General features: G+C 38.9%; 14 protein-coding genes. 3 read left to right on the top strand and 11 right to left on the bottom strand.

Annotated elements, in window-relative coordinates; all coding sequences use genetic code 11:
• The first annotated feature begins 118 nt into the window (after positions 1-118).
• Positions 119-1606 (top strand): ATP-binding protein, encoded by a 1488-nt coding sequence (locus tag QZ289_RS03005; RefSeq protein ID WP_295699070.1) that lies wholly within the window; start codon positions 119-121, stop codon positions 1604-1606.
• A 42-nt stretch (positions 1607-1648) separates the two neighbouring features.
• Here the strand turns inward: QZ289_RS03005 and QZ289_RS03000 are convergent, their stop codons facing one another.
• The 5 genes from QZ289_RS03000 to QZ289_RS02980 all read right to left on the bottom strand — a co-directional run bounded on the left by QZ289_RS03000 (position 1649) and on the right by QZ289_RS02980 (position 8538).
• Positions 1649-2866 carry an N-6 DNA methylase gene (locus QZ289_RS03000; protein WP_295699067.1) on the bottom strand — a complete coding sequence of 406 codons (1218 nt, stop codon included), beginning with the start codon at positions 2864-2866 and terminating at the stop codon, positions 1649-1651.
• Entirely contained in the window at positions 2856-3485 is a 630-nt protein-coding gene (locus QZ289_RS02995) for a restriction endonuclease (protein WP_295699065.1), read from the bottom strand. The genes QZ289_RS03000 and QZ289_RS02995 overlap by 11 nt, the downstream gene beginning before the upstream one ends.
• Before the next feature lie 3 nt (positions 3486-3488).
• Complete coding sequence (gene guaA / locus QZ289_RS02990; RefSeq protein ID WP_295699063.1) at positions 3489-6788, bottom strand: glutamine-hydrolyzing GMP synthase; 3300 nt, start codon at positions 6786-6788, stop codon at positions 3489-3491.
• A 67-nt stretch (positions 6789-6855) separates the two neighbouring features.
• Complete coding sequence (locus QZ289_RS02985) at positions 6856-7203, bottom strand: transcriptional regulator (RefSeq protein ID WP_295699061.1); 348 nt, start codon at positions 7201-7203, stop codon at positions 6856-6858.
• Positions 7204-7281: 78 nt separating this feature from the next.
• The gene (locus tag QZ289_RS02980) at positions 7282-8538 is read right to left on the bottom strand and encodes an aromatic amino acid transport family protein (RefSeq protein WP_295699058.1); all 1257 of its coding nucleotides are present in this window, start codon (positions 8536-8538) and stop codon (positions 7282-7284) included.
• Between the two features lie 490 nt (positions 8539-9028).
• Between QZ289_RS02980 and QZ289_RS02975 the strand changes: the two genes are divergently transcribed.
• The gene (locus QZ289_RS02975; protein ID WP_295699056.1) at positions 9029-9190 is read left to right on the top strand and encodes a hypothetical protein; all 162 of its coding nucleotides are present in this window, start codon (positions 9029-9031) and stop codon (positions 9188-9190) included.
• Positions 9191-9747: 557 nt separating this feature from the next.
• Here QZ289_RS02975 and trpA read toward each other — a convergent pair.
• Positions 9748-10551: a tryptophan synthase subunit alpha gene (trpA, locus tag QZ289_RS02970; RefSeq protein ID WP_295699052.1), complete on the bottom strand. Its 804-nt coding sequence runs from the start codon at positions 10549-10551 to the stop codon at positions 9748-9750.
• Between the two features lie 138 nt (positions 10552-10689).
• Between trpA and trpB the strand changes: the two genes are divergently transcribed.
• Positions 10690-11955 carry a tryptophan synthase subunit beta gene (gene trpB / locus QZ289_RS02965; RefSeq protein ID WP_295699050.1) on the top strand — a complete coding sequence of 422 codons (1266 nt, stop codon included), beginning with the start codon at positions 10690-10692 and terminating at the stop codon, positions 11953-11955.
• 427 nt (positions 11956-12382) lie between these two features.
• Here trpB and QZ289_RS02960 read toward each other — a convergent pair whose 3' ends face one another.
• The 5 genes from QZ289_RS02960 to QZ289_RS02940 form a co-directional block, all read right to left on the bottom strand.
• Positions 12383-14545, bottom strand: coding sequence for a TonB-dependent receptor (locus tag QZ289_RS02960; protein ID WP_295699221.1), 2163 nt, complete (start codon positions 14543-14545; stop codon positions 12383-12385).
• A gap of 301 nt (positions 14546-14846) precedes the next feature.
• Positions 14847-16100 (bottom strand): [cytidine(C)-cytidine(C)-adenosine (A)]-adding enzyme, encoded by a 1254-nt coding sequence (locus tag QZ289_RS02955; RefSeq protein ID WP_295699047.1) that lies wholly within the window; start codon positions 16098-16100, stop codon positions 14847-14849.
• Entirely contained in the window at positions 16100-16993 is an 894-nt protein-coding gene (locus QZ289_RS02950; RefSeq protein ID WP_295699045.1) for an outer membrane beta-barrel protein, read from the bottom strand. The genes QZ289_RS02955 and QZ289_RS02950 overlap by 1 nt, the downstream gene beginning before the upstream one ends.
• 10 nt (positions 16994-17003) lie before the next feature.
• The gene (locus tag QZ289_RS02945; RefSeq protein ID WP_295699043.1) at positions 17004-17687 is read right to left on the bottom strand and encodes an outer membrane beta-barrel protein; all 684 of its coding nucleotides are present in this window, start codon (positions 17685-17687) and stop codon (positions 17004-17006) included.
• 43 nt (positions 17688-17730) lie between these two features.
• On the bottom strand, positions 17731-18855 hold the full coding sequence (locus tag QZ289_RS02940; protein WP_295699040.1) for an FAD-binding protein: 1125 nt from the start codon (positions 18853-18855) through the stop codon (positions 17731-17733).
• Between the last annotated feature and the right edge of the window lie 2 nt (positions 18856-18857).

The raw sequence follows: 18857 nt of genomic DNA, 5'->3' as shown, positions 1-18857 counted from the left end.
AGCCTTTTAGGCGAGTATAGCTTAATATTCCTTTGCAAATTTTTACATAGCTGTATCTGAAACATTTATGATACAATCAAACATAAAAACTCATTTTACCAAGTAAGGAAAAATCTTTATGCAAAGACCCGTAAATCTTTTAGAAATTTGTAATCTTTTTAAAGAAAAAGAGTTGCTATCAGATAAACATATCAAAGAATTTTTACAAATTCAAAATGTTAAAGAACACGAAATTCAAAGTTTATGTCTTTTATGTCAAGAGTTTAAAAAATTAAATAATGAAAATTTTAATATTTTTGAGGGCTATTACATTAACTACAACATTCCACAAATCGGAAAAGAGTTTGATTTAGTTAGATTTGAAAAGAATAGGATTATTAATATTGAATTAAAATTTGAGGAGATTGCAGCCAATAAAATTCTTAAACAACTTCAGCGCAACTACCACTATTTTTCTCCTCTTAACAAAGAGATTCATTGTTATACCTTTGTGGCTACCCAAAAGAAACTCTATAAATATTTCAAGGGAGAACTTAAAGAAATTGAAACACCTAACTTGCTCCAAGAACTTAGAGAGTTTGAAAACGAACAAAGACACCCAGATACTTTATTTGTTCCAATTAATTACTTAATCTCTCCTTTTAACAATACACAACCATTTATTGATAATCAATATTTTTTAACCAACTATCAAGAACAAATCTGCAAGGAGGTATTAGAAAAGATTCATCAAAAAAGCCATTATATATTTTCAATATCTGGTCAAGCTGGAACAGGAAAAACTCTGCTAACATATCACATTGCAAAAAAATTAATGCAACAAGACTATAAAGTTGTAATTGTGCATTGTGCAAGCCTTAATGAAGGAATACATAAACTTAGAGACTTAAAGTGGAACATTCATCCAATCAAAGATTTTAATCATATTAAAGAAATTCAAGCCGATATTATTATTGTTGATGAATCTCAAAGAATAAGCTCTAAGCAGCTAAAAGAAATACTGCAAATAAGAGAAAATGGGATACTGATTTTTTCTCACGATGTTCGCCAAAGACTCAACAAAACTAATGAGGCAGAGGAAGTAACACGAGCAATTCAAAAAGTCGCAAAGGGAGCTGATTATAAATTAAAGAATAAAATTAGACACAATAAAGAAATTGCTTATTTCATTAAAAAAATATTTAATCCAAAAAATAAAGAATCTCAAGATTCAAAACCAAAGGAATTTAAGAATATATCCTTATATTATGCAAACAATTTACAAGACGCAAAAGAATATATTATTTTTTTGATTAAAGAAAAATGGAAATATATTTATCTCTCTACAAGTTTGCATACACAAGAAAAATTAAGCCAAGTTAAATTTTCGTCAGACACGAGTTCTCATCAAGCTATTGGACAAGAATGGGATAATATTGTTATAACAATTACTGAAGATTTCTACTACACAGAAGAGGGTAGATTAAGCTATAAAGCTAGAGCTTATTATAATCCCTTAGAAACACTATTTCAAGCCCTAACAAGAGTAAGAAAACGACTTAAGTTGATTATTATTAATAATCCCGATATTTATAAAAAGTGTGTGGAAATTCTATGTGAAAACTAACTTTGATTTTGCTTAATAAAGTTTGAAAGTGATACTACTATGCTACACGCGGTTAATGCCCTCTACTTCGTTAATGATTCTATCATTTGCAAATTCCAAAAAGCTAGAATCTAGCACTGCATTTTCTAAGCTTCGTTGTGAAAACAAAAATCGCCCATCGCACACAAATCCAAGTTCCTCCCAATCCACATTATTAAGCCTCTCACATAATATCCCCAATCTTATAGAATTCACCTTAAATTTTGGAAAAACTGCTAAAACAGAACCATCATAAACATTGCAAGGATGCAAGAAAAAAGGGGTTTTGTTTCGTGTTTTAGTATTAACATAGATTCTAGGATTCTCACTTTTATAATAGTCTCTACCCCATTCCCACCAATTCAATTCATTAAATTTTTTAATCCTCCTCCTCAAGAGCCGTTCTTTAAAATCTTGCAAATATGCACAATCTTTGCCATAGATTCCATAAATCATTTTTCTCGTTTTACCACTTTTAGCACTTTGTGAGCAAACAAAATCCATATTACCCCATTTTTCATTCGCAAAGATAGAATCTGCCCCACTCACTGCTCCAACTTTGACAAAAAATAAATCTTTAAAAGGAATCGTGTAGGCTTTTTTAGTAAAAAGTAGCTGTCCATTGATACAAGAAAACTCTCTTAAACACTGCGTCTTACGCGTAAAATTATCCTTTTCAAATCTCCAAATCGCACAATTTGGCTGGGCGTTATCAAAAATCTTTTTATCGCCCAAATCAATAAAATGCGTGATACTGCCTTGATGAAACAAAAACTCATTTAAGCGCACACTTGAGGTTGATTTTAAAAAATCTCGAGGGGTAATAAAAATCAACTCTCCCCCCTCTTTCAAGTGCAAAATACACTTATAGATGAAAAAAAGATAGAGATTTGAGCGAGAATCAAAAAGCTTGGAATAAGACTTAAGAAGAGCTTTTGTAGATATAGCAATGTCTTGATAACGCACATAGGGTGGATTCCCAATAATGCAATCAAATTTTTCGTTTGTAGAATAAGCAAAAAAATCTTCTTGCAAAATCGCCTTATCACAAACTACACCAGAATCTATTTCAATACCTACTTTATTTTTAGGTAGATTTTGAAAAAATGCTCCATTGCCACAACTTGGCTCTAGAAATCTAGGATTAGAAAGCTTCTTTGTGCTTTGAATAAGGGCTAACATATCGCTCACAATATGTGGTGGGGTAAAAACCTGTCCAAGATTTACTACATTAAGATTCATAAAAATATGTCCTAAAATGCAAATAAGCATCAGCCCGAAGCTTTAAAGATTCCTCAAAAGTTCCAAGTAAAAAGGCTTTTGCACTTTCAAAATCTCTATGAATAAGTTGGCGATTATTATCCCACTTAGCTTGAAAGGGGAGATTATTACCATTTGGCAAGATAAATTCTAAACTTTTTAACGAAGTAACAAACACATCACTAGGGTTATCTTTATTTATAATTAAAAAATAATAATCTTTGCTATTTGCTTTTAGGTTCTCACTTAAAGTTTTAAAATATATTTCCCAGCTTACACCATTATTAAAAGGCGGAATTTTACCTGTTAAAGCATAATAAATTCCAAGTTTGCAATTAAGATTATCAGTTGTTTTTGTCGTGCTAACTTTAATATTTACAGGATAGAATACATTATTTTCATAAAAGCTAAAATCCACCCAGTCACGCATATTTGGGTGATTTATTGCAAATTTTGATTCTAAAAGTCTAAAGATTTCATCTTCATTAAAAGCCGAATTTATCCGCCCATCACGACTTTGATTACTTAGTTGTAGATTTTGTTTTTTAAGAAAATCTACTATATCATTTAATAGATTGGGCAATGTGGTTTTTTCACTCATTTCCTACTCCCACTCAATCGTCCCCGGGGGTTTAGAAGTTATATCATAAACCACGCGGTTAATGCCCTCTACCTCGTTGATGATTCTATTACTCACGCCCTCTAAAAAATCGTGAGGTAAATGCGCAAAAGTTGCAGTCATTCCATCAATCGCTTCCACCGCTCTTACACAAATTGTATTATCATAAGTGCGATTATCACCCATTACACCCACGCTTCGCACATTGAGCAGCACACAAAACGCCTGCCACACTTTATCATAATAGCCTTGCTTGTGCAGTTCCTCTATAAAAATAGAATCCGCCTCGCGCAACAAATTTAAATCCGCCTTATTTACCTCACCCATAATGCGAATGGCTAGTCCGGGTCCGGGGAATGGGTGGCGCATTAGCATAGATTCAGGCATTCCAAGCTCTCGCCCTAATGCCCTTACCTCGTCCTTAAATAGCTCTCGTAATGGTTCAATGAGCTCAAACTTCATCCACTCCGGCAACCCACCGACATTATGATGAGATTTTATCGTCTTAGAGGGACCTTTGACGCTCACAGATTCTATCACATCAGGGTAGAGTGTGCCTTGTGCGAGGAACTTTATCTCGCCTTTTGTATTATGCTTTTTCGCCTCTTTTTCAAACACTTCAATGAAAGTCTCGCCGATAATTTTACGCTTAATCTCGGGGTCAAGCACACCCTTAAGGCGGCTTAAAAATAACTCACTTGCGTCCGCAGTAATCAGTGGCACTTTGAGATTTTCTCTAAACATTTTCTCCACTGCCTCTCTCTCACCCTTGCGCAAAAGTCCGGTATCCACAAACACTGGAATCAGATTCTCCCCAATGGCACGATATAAAAGTGCAGCGACAACGGAGCTATCTACTCCACCACTCACCGCACACAACACTTTGGAGGGCGTTGGCTTTTGGGCTAGAATATGTTTAGAATCTTGGCATTCCACAATTCTAGTATTTGCGGTGTGGCTGTGTAAGTTTTTTGGATTTTTTTTAAGGTTAGCGGACTTAGTATCCGTGCCTTGCGAAAAATCCAAAATCTTATCGCATTGCATACCCAAAGATGAATTGCGCTTAAAGCACGAGGTAAGGTGGTCATTCACCATTCCAATACTTTGCATCATCGCATACATAGTCGTAGTGCCGACAAACTTAAACCCACGCTTTTTCAAATCCTTAGCGATTTTATCCGATAGCGGCGTGGAAGCGGGCAAATCTGCAATACTCTCAAAGGTATTGATAATGGGCTTATGATTGACAAAGCCCCAAATATATTTATCAAAGCTCCCAAACTCCCTTTGCACCGCCAAAAACGCCTTAGCATTAGAAATTCCAGCTTCTATTTTAGCGCGATTTCTAATAATCCCCTCATTTCGCATTAGCTCTTTGATTTTGTCCTCATCATAGTTGGCTACAATGTGAGGGTCAAAGTCATCAAATGCCACCCTAAAATGCTCACGCTTTTTAAGGATTGTAATCCAAGAAAGTCCCGCTTGAAAACCCTCTAAAATCAAAAATTCAAAGAGTTTCTTATCCTCGTGGAGTGGCACTCCCCACTCACAATCGTGGTAGTCTTGATAGAGCCTCTCATCTTCGGCATTTTTTGCCTTAACCCATTCACAGCGTGTTTGTATGGTGTCTATGGGGCTTATCGCCACATTATTAGAAACTTTAACATTTCGCAAATAAAGCCAATCTTGCTTATTTATCCCATAAACAAGCTCTGTTTTATATTTTTCTTTGCCATTCACACCTAAAAGTGTCATATTGAACTTCTTTGCGAGGTTTATAGAATCTGTATGCCCCTCTGTGATGAGACAGTATAGAATGTCTATACCTAATTGATAAAAGGCATAATCCGCACATGCCCTTGCCGCTTCGATTCCATAGCCCTGCTTTTGTGAAACTGTACGTAGCAAATAACCTAGCTCAACGATGGATAAATTTTTAGAATCTAAACTTATACCCATCGTGTTTAAGCCAATATGTCCAATAATCTCACGACTCTTTTTCTCCACCACCGCCCACATACCAAAGCCAAATTTGCGGTAATGCTTAAGCTGCATTTTGAGCCACTCTTTGCTTTGTGGTGCATTAAAGCCACCACCCCACGAGTGCATTACTGCATCATCACTTAGAATCTTATGCAAATTTGCAAAATCAGATTCTGTATATTCTCTTAAAATTAATCGCTTTGTGATAATCACAGGCGGGGGCAATACATCACTCAAAGATAATGCTAAAAAGCCCTCTTTTTGCGTGTATGGCACACCAAACTCATCATAAAATGCCAAATCGCTATCTTTGATATGCAAAGTCTCGCATTGTAACGCCGTGCATAAATGCTGTAACAAGGTATTTTTAATGCCTTGTGCTTGATGTTTGTCCGCAATATCTATCATAAAATGCTTTATTAAGCCAATGTTTTTATCTCTATATCCACACATAAAGGCGACCATTTTACCCTGTAAGGTGCATTTATAAGCGATAGTATTTTGAGTAGGTTTGATATGTAGCAATTTGAAGTCTTTTTTATCCGCTTGTGTGAATATAAAATGCAGCAGTGGCTTCTCTTGTATCGATTCTTGCATCTCTTGTAGCGGTTTTGCTGCTCTCTCTGCTTCTTTTAGAGGAGCATTCTCACTTCCTAGCACTTTTTGACGCAATTCCATTATGATATTTTGCGCAAAGTTGTGCATATTCCAATTAGTTTTACTTTCACAAATATCTACCGCAAAATTCTGCAAGATTTGTGCGCCGCATTCACTATGCACGACTTCAGGGTGAAACTGCAAGGCATAAATCTTGCACTTGTAATCCGCAATAGCACAATAGTGCGTGTTACCTGATTTTGCAAGCTCTACAAAGCCTTGCGGGATAGATTCCACCTTATCTGCGTGGCTCATCCACACGATAGAATCTTGCTTCACACCTTTAAAAAGCTTATTGTTCTTATCCTCTATCTCTAGCACCGCCTTGCCAAACTCTTGTGCTTCTGCCCTCATCACGCGCCCACCAAAATGTTGAGCAATAAGCTGCATACCATAGCAGATTCCAAGCACAGGCACACCAAGAGAAAATAAGCCAAAATTGGGTTTATACGCATCTTTTTCATACACACTCGCAGGTCCTCCGCTTAGGATAATCCCGCGCGGATTCTTAGCTTTTATGGAATCTAGCTTTTCAAAGTAAGGGACAATCTCGGTATAAACGCCATATTCACGCAAACGCCTTGCGATAAGCTGTGTGTATTGAGAGCCAAAATCTAAGACAAGTATTGAAGGATTGTGCTGCATAGGTAGCCTTTGTGTGTGTTTAAAAGGCGCATATTATAGCAAAACTTGCTTAATCCACTTTGCGATGCTATTTGCGCTTCTTTGGGGCGGGTAAGATTGGACTAACAAGTTCCACGATAGATTTTAGCAAGGCAGAATCTTCCACATCAAGCATATAATATTCTTTAGCATTTGGGTAGGGAATCCCAAGTGGCAGATTCTTGCATATATCTTGGAGAATCTTATGCTGCTTGATAAATAATGTATCATCGCATAACAAAAATATCGCTTTAGCTACATTATCGCCTTGCACACCCATATCCTGCACATAAATACAATACTCGCCAAACATCTTTTTTGCGCTAAATTGATACTGCCCTTGTAATGCAGAATCTAACTGCTCTAGGACAAAATCTTTGAAAGACTCAACTACCATAGAAAATAAACCTCCTTTTAATATTTATGCTAAATTATAATGATTCTATAACAAAAACTACTTGGCATTTAGTATAAGCTAAAGAAATAGCTTATATACCACACTTGTAATTGTTAGAACTCCCATTACAAACACAAATATATCCAAAAGCGGGTTTTTATAGTCTTTGAGCTTCCCCACACTCCAAATGGCAATAATCGGCATTAAAAACAAAATCGCAGCGATGATTGGACCACCCAAATCCTCGATAAAACCCAAAATACTTGGATTGAGATATGCCACAACGATAATACTCACATACATAAAAGCTGTGCTACAAGCCTTAATCGTGGGAATATGTGGCTCTCTGCCGCTGCTTTTAACGCCTTTGCGGATAATGCCATTCAAGCCCTCAAGTGCCCCAAAATAATGTCCAAAGAATGAACTCACAATAGCTAGAAAAGCCACAAGCGGTGCGCCTAAGGCAATAATTGGCGTGTTAAACTGATTAGCAAAATATGAGAGGATAGGGATATTTGCCTCCCTTGCCTTAGCAAAATCCCCTGAATCAAGACATAAAATACAAGAAAACACAAAAAACATCACAAAAACTAATAGCAAAAGCGCTGTGCAGAAGAGGATTTGATTTGCCTTTTCCTGTGAGTTTGTGTATTCCCTCCGCACACTGAGCGTAAAAGTAGAGATTGCCGGAGAGTGATTAAAGGCAAAGACAAGCACGGGCAAGGTAAGCCATATCACTTCTATAAATTCACCAAAACTTGGGACTTCCTGCAAAGATTCTAGCTTCCAATGCGGAATAAGATAGAGTGAAAAGCCAAAAAGCACCGCGCATAGCGGATATACAAGGACATTGCATACTTTTGTAATCTGCTCTTCTTTCAGCAGCATTACTGCCATCATCGCACTCACAAGCACAAATGCCAAACTCGCACGTGCCCAAGGGTAGAGGCTCATTGTAGCTTCATCATAGAGGCTGCTTAAATGGAGTTGATTAACAAAAAAACTCGCAAAGGTGTTTGTAATTCCCACGCCATAGGCAAGACAAATGGGATAAATGGCAAAAAAGTATAAAAGAGTAATAAAAATACTCACACCTCGCCCCCAATATTCCTCTGCAGCGTGTGTGATGTCGTGCTCAGGGCTTTGAGATTCATTGACGAATCGGCTCAAAGCTCGATGAGAAAGCCACGCCATAGGAAAGATGAGAAGAGTCATAATCACCACAGGGTAAAATCCACCTGTCCCTGCACGAATGGGTAGAAATAAGATTCCCGCTCCCACCGCCGTGCCAAAGAGCGAAAGCGCCCAACGAGTATCAAAGGCATTCCAACGCATAGTATTCCTTTTAAATGAAAATATATTTATCTTATCAAAAGACAATCAATCTAGTTTCCACTTTAATAGATGAAATGCTTTAATGTATCTCTCCCGCGCTAATAAAGGCAAGAAAAGAAAATGCGAAGGGCAATCTCTACTAAAGAGGAAAGCATTTATCCTGCATTAAGTAAAAAGAATCTTATTTACGCTACACATCTTATCTTATCGACTTAATAGTTTAAAACCATAGTGCGAGTAGATATAAACAATCCCAAAATACAAGTCCCATAAAGATAAATAATACAATCTTAGCAAAACTACCAAAAGCGATAGTATCGATAAGAAAAGACTTTTAACGCCGCAAGGAAAAAAATAATAATGGGTAGATTCTAAAAAGTTTAATATGTTTTTTTGAAGCATATATGGGGCAACACAATGCCACATAGCACCAAAGCCGCAAAATAGACATATTCAAATTAGCATTGAAATAAAAGCTCACACCGCTATTATGCAGCATATACAAAACATAAAAAGACGCTCTACATTAGCACACAAAATCATTACAAATAAGAGTGCGTATTACGCATATATTGTAAAAAAGCATTTGGGATTACTCCAATGTAAAGCATATTTTGAACAGATTCCAAGCGATGATAATACTTGCAAGTAGCCCGCAATAACGTAAGGTCAAAAAATGCATTTGTAGGTTCAAGGTAATGCAAAAAAAATAGATTGAGAATGAGCATTCCAAATATCATATTATCATAATAAAATTTGATGAAAAGCATAAAAAATACCAATAAAGTGCTTGTTTTGCCTCATTACTTTTTATACAAAATATAAGGTGTGCTAGATTCCATCTTTTGTGCCTGTGGGGGGGGGGTGATAGCTCTGCTATGGCTTTGCTAGATGTGTTTAAACCTATAAAAGTTTCTCTAAAAGTAGGAAAACATTGCATTTTATTTTTACTATGGGCTAAGTCTGCTTTTAAATCTTATATCAATTTTTGTGTTTATGGGGTTGAGAATCTGCTGTTTGTGGATTTTTGAGACCTTCTATCTCTTTTTTGGAATAGGCTTATTTTATATTGCAGTTCAAACAAGGCTTGTTTGAGTGCTTTTATCGAGGAGCTTGCCATAAGCCCAGCGATACTTCTCCAAATTATCATCACCAAGCCAAGTAGCAAAATAAAAACAATACTTCCACGCCAAGCCTTTGTATTTATGGTTAATCCCAACCCATAAGGCTTTTTGCGTAGGTAGTGAGTTGATCTTGATAGCTTTGCGGGGCAAGATTCTGTATTGAAAGCTCACTGATAAAGCGCACAAAGTAGCTTCCCGCGACTACAATATCGACTTTTCCCTCTAAACTTGCCACTTGAGCGTGAGAGTTTATTCCAAATCCTAGTGCGATAGGCTTTTTGCAATGTTTTTTCACATCGGCAAGATAGCGAAAAAAGGCTTGATCTAACTCTGTTTTATCCCCTGTGATTCCTGATCTAGCAACTACATACACGATTTCATCACTCACTTTAGCAATCTTTTTCATACGTGCAATAGGCGTTTTAGGCGTGATGAGGCAGATAATAGCGATATGATGTTTTTTTGCTAAAGTGCGGAGATTCTCATCAGATTCTATGGGCAAATCAGGCACGAGTATCCCAAATACACCACATTTTTTCGCCTCTTTGATAAATTTTTCCATACCAGAGTGAAATATCAAGTTTGCATACGTTACGATAATAAGCTTTGTAGGCGAATCTTGGAGCTGTGAGAGGCGATTTGAAAGTGTGGAGAGTAGCTCAAATCCTGCAGAGAGTGTGAATCCCTCCGCTATACTCTTATCACAAGCTTCCTCTATTACCACACCATCGGCATTAGGGTCAGAAAATGGAAATTGCACTTCTAAATAACTCGCCCCCGCTAGAGAAATCCCAAGTGCAGCATACAGGCTAGATTCCATATTAGGATACCCTGCAATAATATGCCCCATTAGCTTTGTCATATCTTTTTGCTTCGCATTTTCACACATAGTAGCCCTCAAAATGAAGTAAAACACACATTGTAGCATATTTTAGCGGCACATTTTGCAGAAAAACTGCGAGCATTTAAAGTAAATCTCATATATTTTTCCTTAGAATCTGGGGAATTTTTTACAAAGGGTATGTGAATGGCAAAAATATTTACAAAATCTAAAAAGGGCTATTTTGGCGAGGGAAAAAATGGTGTCCACGCCTTTGGTGGGCAGTATATCCCCGAGATTTTGCTTCCTGCATTTAAGGAACTAGAAAGCGCGTATCGCGATATTTTTACCAGTAAGGCGTATAAAAAAGAGTTAAAATTTTTGCTTAAAAACTTTGTGGGACGCCCTACACCGCTTATTTATGCGCAAAATAGCTCAAAAGTCCTCAAAAATAATATTTATTTGAAGTTTGAAGGCTTGGCAAACACAGGAGCACATAAGATTAATAACGCGCTAGGACAGGCGCTTCTAGCAAAATATATGGGAAAAAAGCGTGTGATAGCCGAGACAGGAGCAGGGCAGCACGGATTAGCCACAGCAGCAGCTTGTGCGAGGCTCGGGCTTGAATGCGATATTTTTATGGGTGAAATTGATGTCGCGCGGCAGTATCCTAATGTCTTTAATATGGAGCTTTTCGGGGCACGAGTGCATAGTGTGAGTAGCGGGAGCAAGACGCTTAAAGATGCGGTGAATGAGACATTACGCGAGTGGAGCAAGAGAAGCGAGGATACATTTTATGTATTAGGCAGTGCGCTGGGTCCCTATCCATACCCTGATATGGTACGGGAGCTGCAAAGTGTGATAAGCAAGGAGCTCAAAAAGCAGACAAAAAAATATTTTAGTGGATTACCTGATGTAATGGTAGCGTGTGTAGGCGGTGGAAGCAACTCAATGGGCTTTTTTACGCATTATCTTATGGATAAAAATGTCCGTTTAATCGGCGTTGAGGGCGGTGGCATAGGCGAGGAGAGAGGGGCAAATGCTAAGAGGATTCATAATATTCACGCGAGTGAGGGTATCGCACAGGGCTATAAAAGCCTCTTTTTGCAGGATAAAGACGGGCAGCTTAGTCAAACACATTCTATTTCTGCAGGGCTAGATTATGCGGGTATAGGTCCGCAGCTCGCACATTTAGCGGAGATTGGACGGGTAGAATTTACCTCTGCTTTGGATAAAGAGGCAATTGAGGCTTGTCAATTCTTTGCTAAACATGAAGGCATTATCCCCGCTTTAGAATCTAGTCACGCCCTCGCAGCAACTATCAAAATCTGCAAGAATCTTAAAAATAAAAATATCATTGTGAATGTCTCCGGGCGCGGTGATAAGGATATTTTCATCACAACAAAGGCTATCAATAGGGCAAAATGGAAGGGCTTTTTACAAGCAGAGCTCACACGGATTGACAAAGGGTAGTAGCAAAACTCGCTTTGATAGCCAAGATAAGATTTTGCCATAAGTTATTCTCTTTAGATTCACTATTCTAAATTTTTTCTTTTTTTATAAGGGGGAGGGGCTTGAATTGCGAAGTCGCTCCCTCCCCCTTATAAATCCCCCACCCCTACGACGCTTTAAGAGGTATGCACTATCGTGCCTATTTTATTTTTATATGAGTGAGGATATACCTCACTTATGGGGAGAAAAATAGACTAGAGAACCTATACCTAAAGAAACTTCGTTTTGCAGGGCTTCACTGTGTAAAACAAAACCTTTTACCCTTGCGAGATTTCATCTGAAGAAGCTTTGCTTTACAAGTATGGATTGGCACTTCGTGCGAATGCAGCAGCTTTAGCTGCAATAGCAAAGGCATAATAGACAAGGTAGATAGACAATCATAAAGCTGTTAAAAGCTATATCGCAGCTCTGCATAGTAGCTTCTGCCAAATCCCGGATAGTAGTTTGGAAACACTTGATAAGTGCTATACCAAGAATCAAGCAGATTTCGAACGCCCACATTTACCTTTATATCTTTTATACCATACATAAGCCCTAAATCGCTTAGCACATAGCCATTTTTATTCATTGTCTTGCTTGTGGAATCGATACTTTGGGAAAAATAGGCATTGTTTAAAAAGAGCGTGAGAAATTGATTTGAAGCCCTAAAAATATCGCCCTCGATGTTAAAAGTGAGCTTTAAGCTTGGCACATAAGGGACATTCTTGCCTTTGAGTGCGGCAGTAGCACCATTTGACTTGAAAATATTTGTCCATATATAGCTTACCCCCTCACTTAGCCTAAGCCATTCAGTCGCAAAAAGTCTTTGACTTGCGATGAATTCTAGCCCCGCACGTTGCGTCTGCCCGAGATTACTATATGTATAAGCCGTGCCGTGTTGGATTTGATTTACAAAAATCTCATCAAAGGTATGTGTATAGAAAAGTGCAGCTTGCAAATAACTAAAGCTTGGCTCATCTTTAAAGCCTATTTCGCCTGTGAGGTATCGCTCTGGTCTCACGCCATTAGCTTCATTGAGATAGATTCCACCGCTTGGTCGCCCACTATTTGTGCTTGAATTAGGGTCTGCATTAATCATTTGATATGCACTAGGACTTATGAATCCTAGCTCCGCCTTAGCATAGATATTGCCCGTATCGCTGTATTTCAAGTTAGGCGTAATCTCTGCGGCATAGCCTAATCGCTGTCTGTGTAGGCTAAATTTTTCGCTTTGATTTAAGCTTGGATACATTGTAGGCATAGAATTGCATAACATACCACTGCACACACTCGCATACTCTTGATTATTATCTGTCCAATAGTTTGAATACTCCACTCTCGCTCCCGCACTTAAGTCAAATCTCTCGCTAAAAGCATAGGTATCATAGACATAGAGTGAGTTAGAAAGCTTTAGTGCAGTGTTATTCACATCTGCCGCATAGTCGTATATCGTGGGAGTTTGTCCTGCGGGAATAGTAATGATATGGTCGGTTAGATTCCGCCTTTGAGAATACTCTAGCACATTATCAAGCCCTACAATCAAAGTGTTGTTTTGTGTGCTGTGCTTAAGCTTGAGATTTAAGCCCCCGCCGTGATTTTGGAATCCTGCCTTGCCTCCACTGCCATTATTAACAAACATCCCACTTATATAACTATCTTTGGTATATCTTAATAAGGAGAATTGGTAAAAAGCTAGCGCGTCAAAGCTAAGGCTCTCGCTAAATTTTTGTGTGTAATTGAGTGAAGTTTGCAAGGCGTCTGTCTCTGTTCTGTATGTATCGGCGTGAGGGAGATTACGCTCATTTTTTAGCTCATTTCTGGCCTTATCTGGGAAATAAGTAATGTTTTGCCCCATTCGCGTAGAATTAGCTAAGGCAAAATATGCGCGTGGATAGCTCCGCCATAAATGCGAATAGTTGATGTTAAAATCAAGCTTGCTTGATTCTGTTGGGGTATAGAGGGCTTGAAAGGCAACATAGGTATTTGTAGTATTGTCATTTTCAAAGGCTTTTACGGAGTTATCCAATGAAGCGGTATTGCGTGCGCCGGGGGTGTAGCTTCCGCTCACATCACCACGGATAAAGAGACTATCGCTTACCCTCTTTCCTGCCGCTAAGCTAAGACTTCCTCCTTGCAGCCCCAAAGCCTCGCCGCTTGTGCCTTTTAGCACCAATCGCACAAAATCTTTACTCGGGGCTTTAGTAACGATATTCACCACCCCTCCTCGTGTGCCATTCCCATAGACGACAGCTCCCCCTCCGGGAATCACCTCAATACTTTGAATGTCCTCTATGTCGATATTATTATAAGGTGGCACACCGTGGCTGGTATCCAGCAGGGAGATAGGCACACGATTAAGCAAAATTTTCACTGCACGATTGGCATCAGCTCCCTGCCCTCTTAAATCGATATTTCGCCCAAAGCCAGAATCACTAAAGATGATAAGCGGCTGATATTGCAAAGCTTGTTCCAAGCTTTGATAGCCCTTATTTTCTAAATCCTCTTTTTCAATGAACAAAATATTTTTCGGCTCATCTTTAAGCGGTAAGTCAAAACCGGTAGCAGAAGTGATAATGGCATTGAGTTTTTTATTTTGTGTAAGTTGAGATTGAGAATCTTCTAATTCCTCCGCAAAACCAACAAAAACCTAAAGTAGTCAATGCTAATGTGTAAAAGAAGAGTTTATAATGCTTTTTAGAAAAGATTAATGGGGGGGGGGGCATAAGAAATATATTCATAGCAAATCCTTTTTGAAAATTAAAGTATTATAATAATTATTACTATAATATGTTAAAAACGATTTGTATCATAAGCATTATTAAAATATTCTTAAAGAAAAGCTATATCTTTAGCCCAATCAAGCAGAGCCAATATTATGCTAATTTCGAGATATATCTAAGCAAAGTGGGGCGTTTATGCTCTATCTCCTCGTTTAATACTTTCATAAGAAGCATTTGCAGCACCTCTCCTATTCTCTTACCCCTCATTCCTCTATCTAGCAAATCATCACCATTAATGCAGAGTTCTGCAATACTTAAAGGCAGGTTAGAATCTAAAATCGCATTAAAGCCTTCCCTAAATTGCTCCAAAAGCTCCCTATCCACCTTTTGCGCCGCCTTTATCATAAGTATATCGCTAATTAAACGCTCGCCGCTCACATTTTGCCCCTTATCTCTCCCACCAAGATTCGCAATCAATATTTTTAGCTCCTGTGCACTCATACCTAAAGGCATTTCATAAAGCCTAAGCAATGCCAACACATACTCCCTCGTCTTATTATCAAACTTTAAAGCCCTTAAAATACCATCGGCACAAGCCTTGCAAGGATACAAAAAACAAGCCCATTTAACCCTTACCTCGCACCCGCACAAAGATTCAAAAACACTAAAATCACTTTGAGGCGGGATTTGCGGGATCATTATTACAAAAAGTGATATATACTCACTTAGCACATCTTGCGCATAAGCCCCACACAAAAGCTTAGATAGCTCCACACGTATGCGCTCCTTTGCTACTTTTTTTAGCGACACAGCGCATTCATATAATGCCGCCTTTGTGTGGGATTCTATCCCAAAACCAAGAGTTGCACTAAAGCGTAAGGCCCTTAGAATCCGCAAGGCATCTTCACTGAAACGCTCCATAGGATTCCCCACGCAAACAATTTGTTTGTGCAATATATCCTCTATGCCGCCAACCATATCTATTAACCCCTTGTGCGGTGTATAAGCAAGGGCGTTTATGCTAAAATCCCGCCGATTCACGTCTGCCAAAAGAGAAGTGCTAAAATATACAGAATCCGGGCTACGCGCATTACTATAATGCCCATCAACACGGAAGGTAGTAACCTCATAGCTACAAGATTCTATAATAACACTAATCGTACCATACTTTAAGCCTGTGGGGATAGTATGAGGAAAGAGTGCCATTATCTCTTGCGGGAGCGCTGAAGTAGCGATGTCATAGTCATTTGGCAAAGCAAGAGAATACCCCATCTCGCACAAAATCATATCGCGCACACAGCCACCTACGATATACCCCTCATATCCCGCATTTTGCAAGGTTTGCAAGATATAAAGCACAGAATCAGGCAATGTGGGCTTAAAAATAGCGGGATCAAAGGTATTCATTAGCGCATTTTTAATTGCGGTGGTGGGCTTTGCCTTGGGGAATAATATGAACCTCCTCTATTGTCAGCATTTGTTGAACTGCCCAACAATCCACCAAGCAATGCCCCAAAAAACGCGCTCATACCTCCGCCGGGATTTGAGCTACCATACACCACGCCGCCATTTGCATATATATTCCTATTATGAGCAGCGATTCTAGCGGCTTCTTCTTTAGCTTGTTGTTCTTTTGCTTTTTGTCTTGCTTCCTCCCTTAAGGCATAAGAGCGCGAAATATCGCTATTATCAAGTGAAAAGACAAAATCCACAAACGCGCCATAATCGCGCCACGATGAACCTAGAGCAAGTCTAGCCTGCGAGGGTCTATCAATATAATGCTTAATGCCCATTTGCAAAGTAAAATGCGGATTGAAATTAAGGCTTACACCCGTATGCACTTCAGTTTGCATACCCTTAGCATTACTCCCACCCAGCCAATAATATGCATAGCTTACCTCACCACCAGCAAAGATACCAATGCTTTTGCGCGATGAGCCAATATCAAAGAGTATATCGCCCCCCATACCTAAAGCAGCAAATGTCGCGTTTTTAGAGCTATACCCTGCATCAAATCGACTATACCCTGCTTGCAATGGCACATACAAGCGCAATCCTAACGCATTGCCAAAGTAATGCTTTGCACCATATTTAATACCTCCGCCATAAAGGGCTGTGCGCGTTATCTGTGTTTGAGAATCTACTAGAGAGAGCACATTATAGGGTATTTGAGGCGTGTAGCTTCCCCCAATGGCAAAAAACGCACCATTTTTTATACTTCCACTTACCTCATCACTCCCAAACAGGGCACTTCCACATAGGCAAAGGCTAACAAGAGATGTTACACATACATATCTCATCTCACACCTCCTAGAACACATATGCATAGTTTAGTCGATAGCTTAAGAATCCCTGCGCTTCAAGTTTCAAAGATTCCGCCTGTGCACCGACATAAATATATCCTGAATCATAATCGCTCACAAGATTACTACGCTTAATCTCTAATTCGATTCTATGTTTATCATTAAATGTAAGCGATACTCCTGCTTGTGCGCTTAGCCCATAACCCTTAAGCGATGCTGCTGAAGTAAAATCCTCCTGATAAATACTATAATGCGTCTTTGTAAAAGTCTGCGTATTAAACATAACGCCGCCACCGGCAAAAACTCCTAGAGTAGCATTTTTCATCTGCAAAAGCTCAAAGAGTAAATCCACATTCAAAGCCAAGCCATAAGCATCCATTTTGTGGCTTATATTTGCCTCATCAATATACTTTGCATAGCCATTATCGTTGTATTCGATATAGAATCTCGCGCCAAATCGCGCATCGGCACTAAACCTTTGATACCCTAATTGCGCAGATAAGCCAAAAGCATTATGAGAATCGTTGCCATGAGGGTAATGCGTAGTTGTGCCATTATCCTGTGTGCTATACACACCGCTGTAATGTGTGTTATTAAGGCTCAAGCTCCCACCTATGAAGAATCCGCTATGTCCGGCATAAGCCACACTTACACACAAGCAATTCGCACATAGAAATAGTTTTTTCATCATTTATAAGCCTTTTTTGTTATGCTTTTGATTATATCGACCATTTTTAAATGATTTTATTATCCCTTAAGCCGCTACGCACACGCAAGATTCCCATACGCAAGATCATACGTCTTAAAAGCGGGATAAACATAAAAGGATAACGCGCATAATGCCTAAAGAGTGTTTTAAAGACAAGGAGCCTCGTGCGTTTAGCATAAAGTATATGCAAAGATTTAATGTTAATATCTGTGCTTGATTGTATATTATTTAGAATCTCGCTTAAGATTCTTGAGCTATGCAACGCCCCGCTAATGCCCTCTAAAGTGCTAGCGTTAATGAATCCCGCCGCTTCACCAATGAGAAATACCCCACTATGCCCCCGCGCAAAATCCCGCATTCGTGTGGGTTGCAGCACCAAACACGCCTCTTTCTTAAGTGGTATGCCAAAATGTAGCCCTATGCTTTGCAATCGCTTAATTTGCTCCTTAAATCGCTCATTACAGCTCGTATGCAAATATGCCCCACCAAAGATAAAATAATGATCTTTAGACATACTCCAGCTATAACTCGGGCTAAGCTCCCTATCAAAAATACACGAAAGCATAGGGGCATTGGATTCTTTATACCATTGCTGAATGCACACAAGGCTCTTTGTTTTAAGCTTGGGATAAAGCATTTGACGCAAATGGCTTTTTGCTCCATCCGCTCCCACCACAATACGCGCCTTGAAATGATAGAAACTTTGCCCTTGCTTGAAAGTGATATGATATAGCTCTCCCTCCCGCCTTATTTGCTTAAAATACGCTCTGTGATAAGTATCAATATGACTAGGGATATGCCCTTTCAGCCATAAATCAAAGCGATGCCGCTCCATATTCACATAGCTTTTATGTATATATGAGGCGTGAGGATAGCCAAAATCAATGGTATTAATGGCAAAAATCTGCGGATTGACCAAAAGTGCGTTAGAGAGGGTAAGCCCTTGCTTTGCCAAAGCCTTTTGTCCTCCTTGAGAGAGTAGCCCACCACAAGGCTTATGAAAGCCCTCATCAAAACAATCTCCCCTTAAATCTTTCTTATCTATGCCAATCACCTTAAGATTGGGCTTTAGCAATGCGCCAAGATTGCTCCCTGCCACGCCTAAGCCCATAATGGCAATATCATATATACCTAAATCCTTGCTTTCCATAC

The sequence above is a fragment of the uncultured Helicobacter sp. genome (assembly GCF_910577135.1).
GTDB lineage: Bacteria > Campylobacterota > Campylobacteria > Campylobacterales > Helicobacteraceae > Helicobacter_C > Helicobacter_C mastomyrinus.
This window is presented reverse-complemented; position numbering and strand designations above follow the sequence as displayed.

Bases quoted from the DNA above. Each gene is read 5' to 3' on its own strand.
- QZ289_RS03005 (WP_295699070.1), top strand. From the start codon at position 119: ATGCAAAGACCCGTAAATCTTTTAGAAATTTGTAATCTTTTTAAAGAA.
- QZ289_RS03000 (WP_295699067.1), bottom strand. From the start codon at position 2,866: ATGAATCTTAATGTAGTAAATCTTGGACAGGTTTTTACCCCACCACAT.
- QZ289_RS02995 (WP_295699065.1), bottom strand. From the start codon at position 3,485: ATGAGTGAAAAAACCACATTGCCCAATCTATTAAATGATATAGTAGAT.
- guaA (WP_295699063.1), bottom strand. From the start codon at position 6,788: ATGCAGCACAATCCTTCAATACTTGTCTTAGATTTTGGCTCTCAATAC.
- QZ289_RS02985 (WP_295699061.1), bottom strand. From the start codon at position 7,203: ATGGTAGTTGAGTCTTTCAAAGATTTTGTCCTAGAGCAGTTAGATTCT.
- QZ289_RS02980 (WP_295699058.1), bottom strand. From the start codon at position 8,538: ATGCGTTGGAATGCCTTTGATACTCGTTGGGCGCTTTCGCTCTTTGGC.
- QZ289_RS02975 (WP_295699056.1), top strand. From the start codon at position 9,029: ATGCAGCATATACAAAACATAAAAAGACGCTCTACATTAGCACACAAA.
- trpA (WP_295699052.1), bottom strand. From the start codon at position 10,551: ATGTGTGAAAATGCGAAGCAAAAAGATATGACAAAGCTAATGGGGCAT.
- trpB (WP_295699050.1), top strand. From the start codon at position 10,690: ATGGCAAAAATATTTACAAAATCTAAAAAGGGCTATTTTGGCGAGGGA.
- QZ289_RS02955 (WP_295699047.1), bottom strand. From the start codon at position 16,100: ATGAATACCTTTGATCCCGCTATTTTTAAGCCCACATTGCCTGATTCT.
- QZ289_RS02950 (WP_295699045.1), bottom strand. From the start codon at position 16,993: ATGAGATATGTATGTGTAACATCTCTTGTTAGCCTTTGCCTATGTGGA.
- QZ289_RS02945 (WP_295699043.1), bottom strand. From the start codon at position 17,687: ATGATGAAAAAACTATTTCTATGTGCGAATTGCTTGTGTGTAAGTGTG.
- QZ289_RS02940 (WP_295699040.1), bottom strand. From the start codon at position 18,855: ATGGAAAGCAAGGATTTAGGTATATATGATATTGCCATTATGGGCTTA.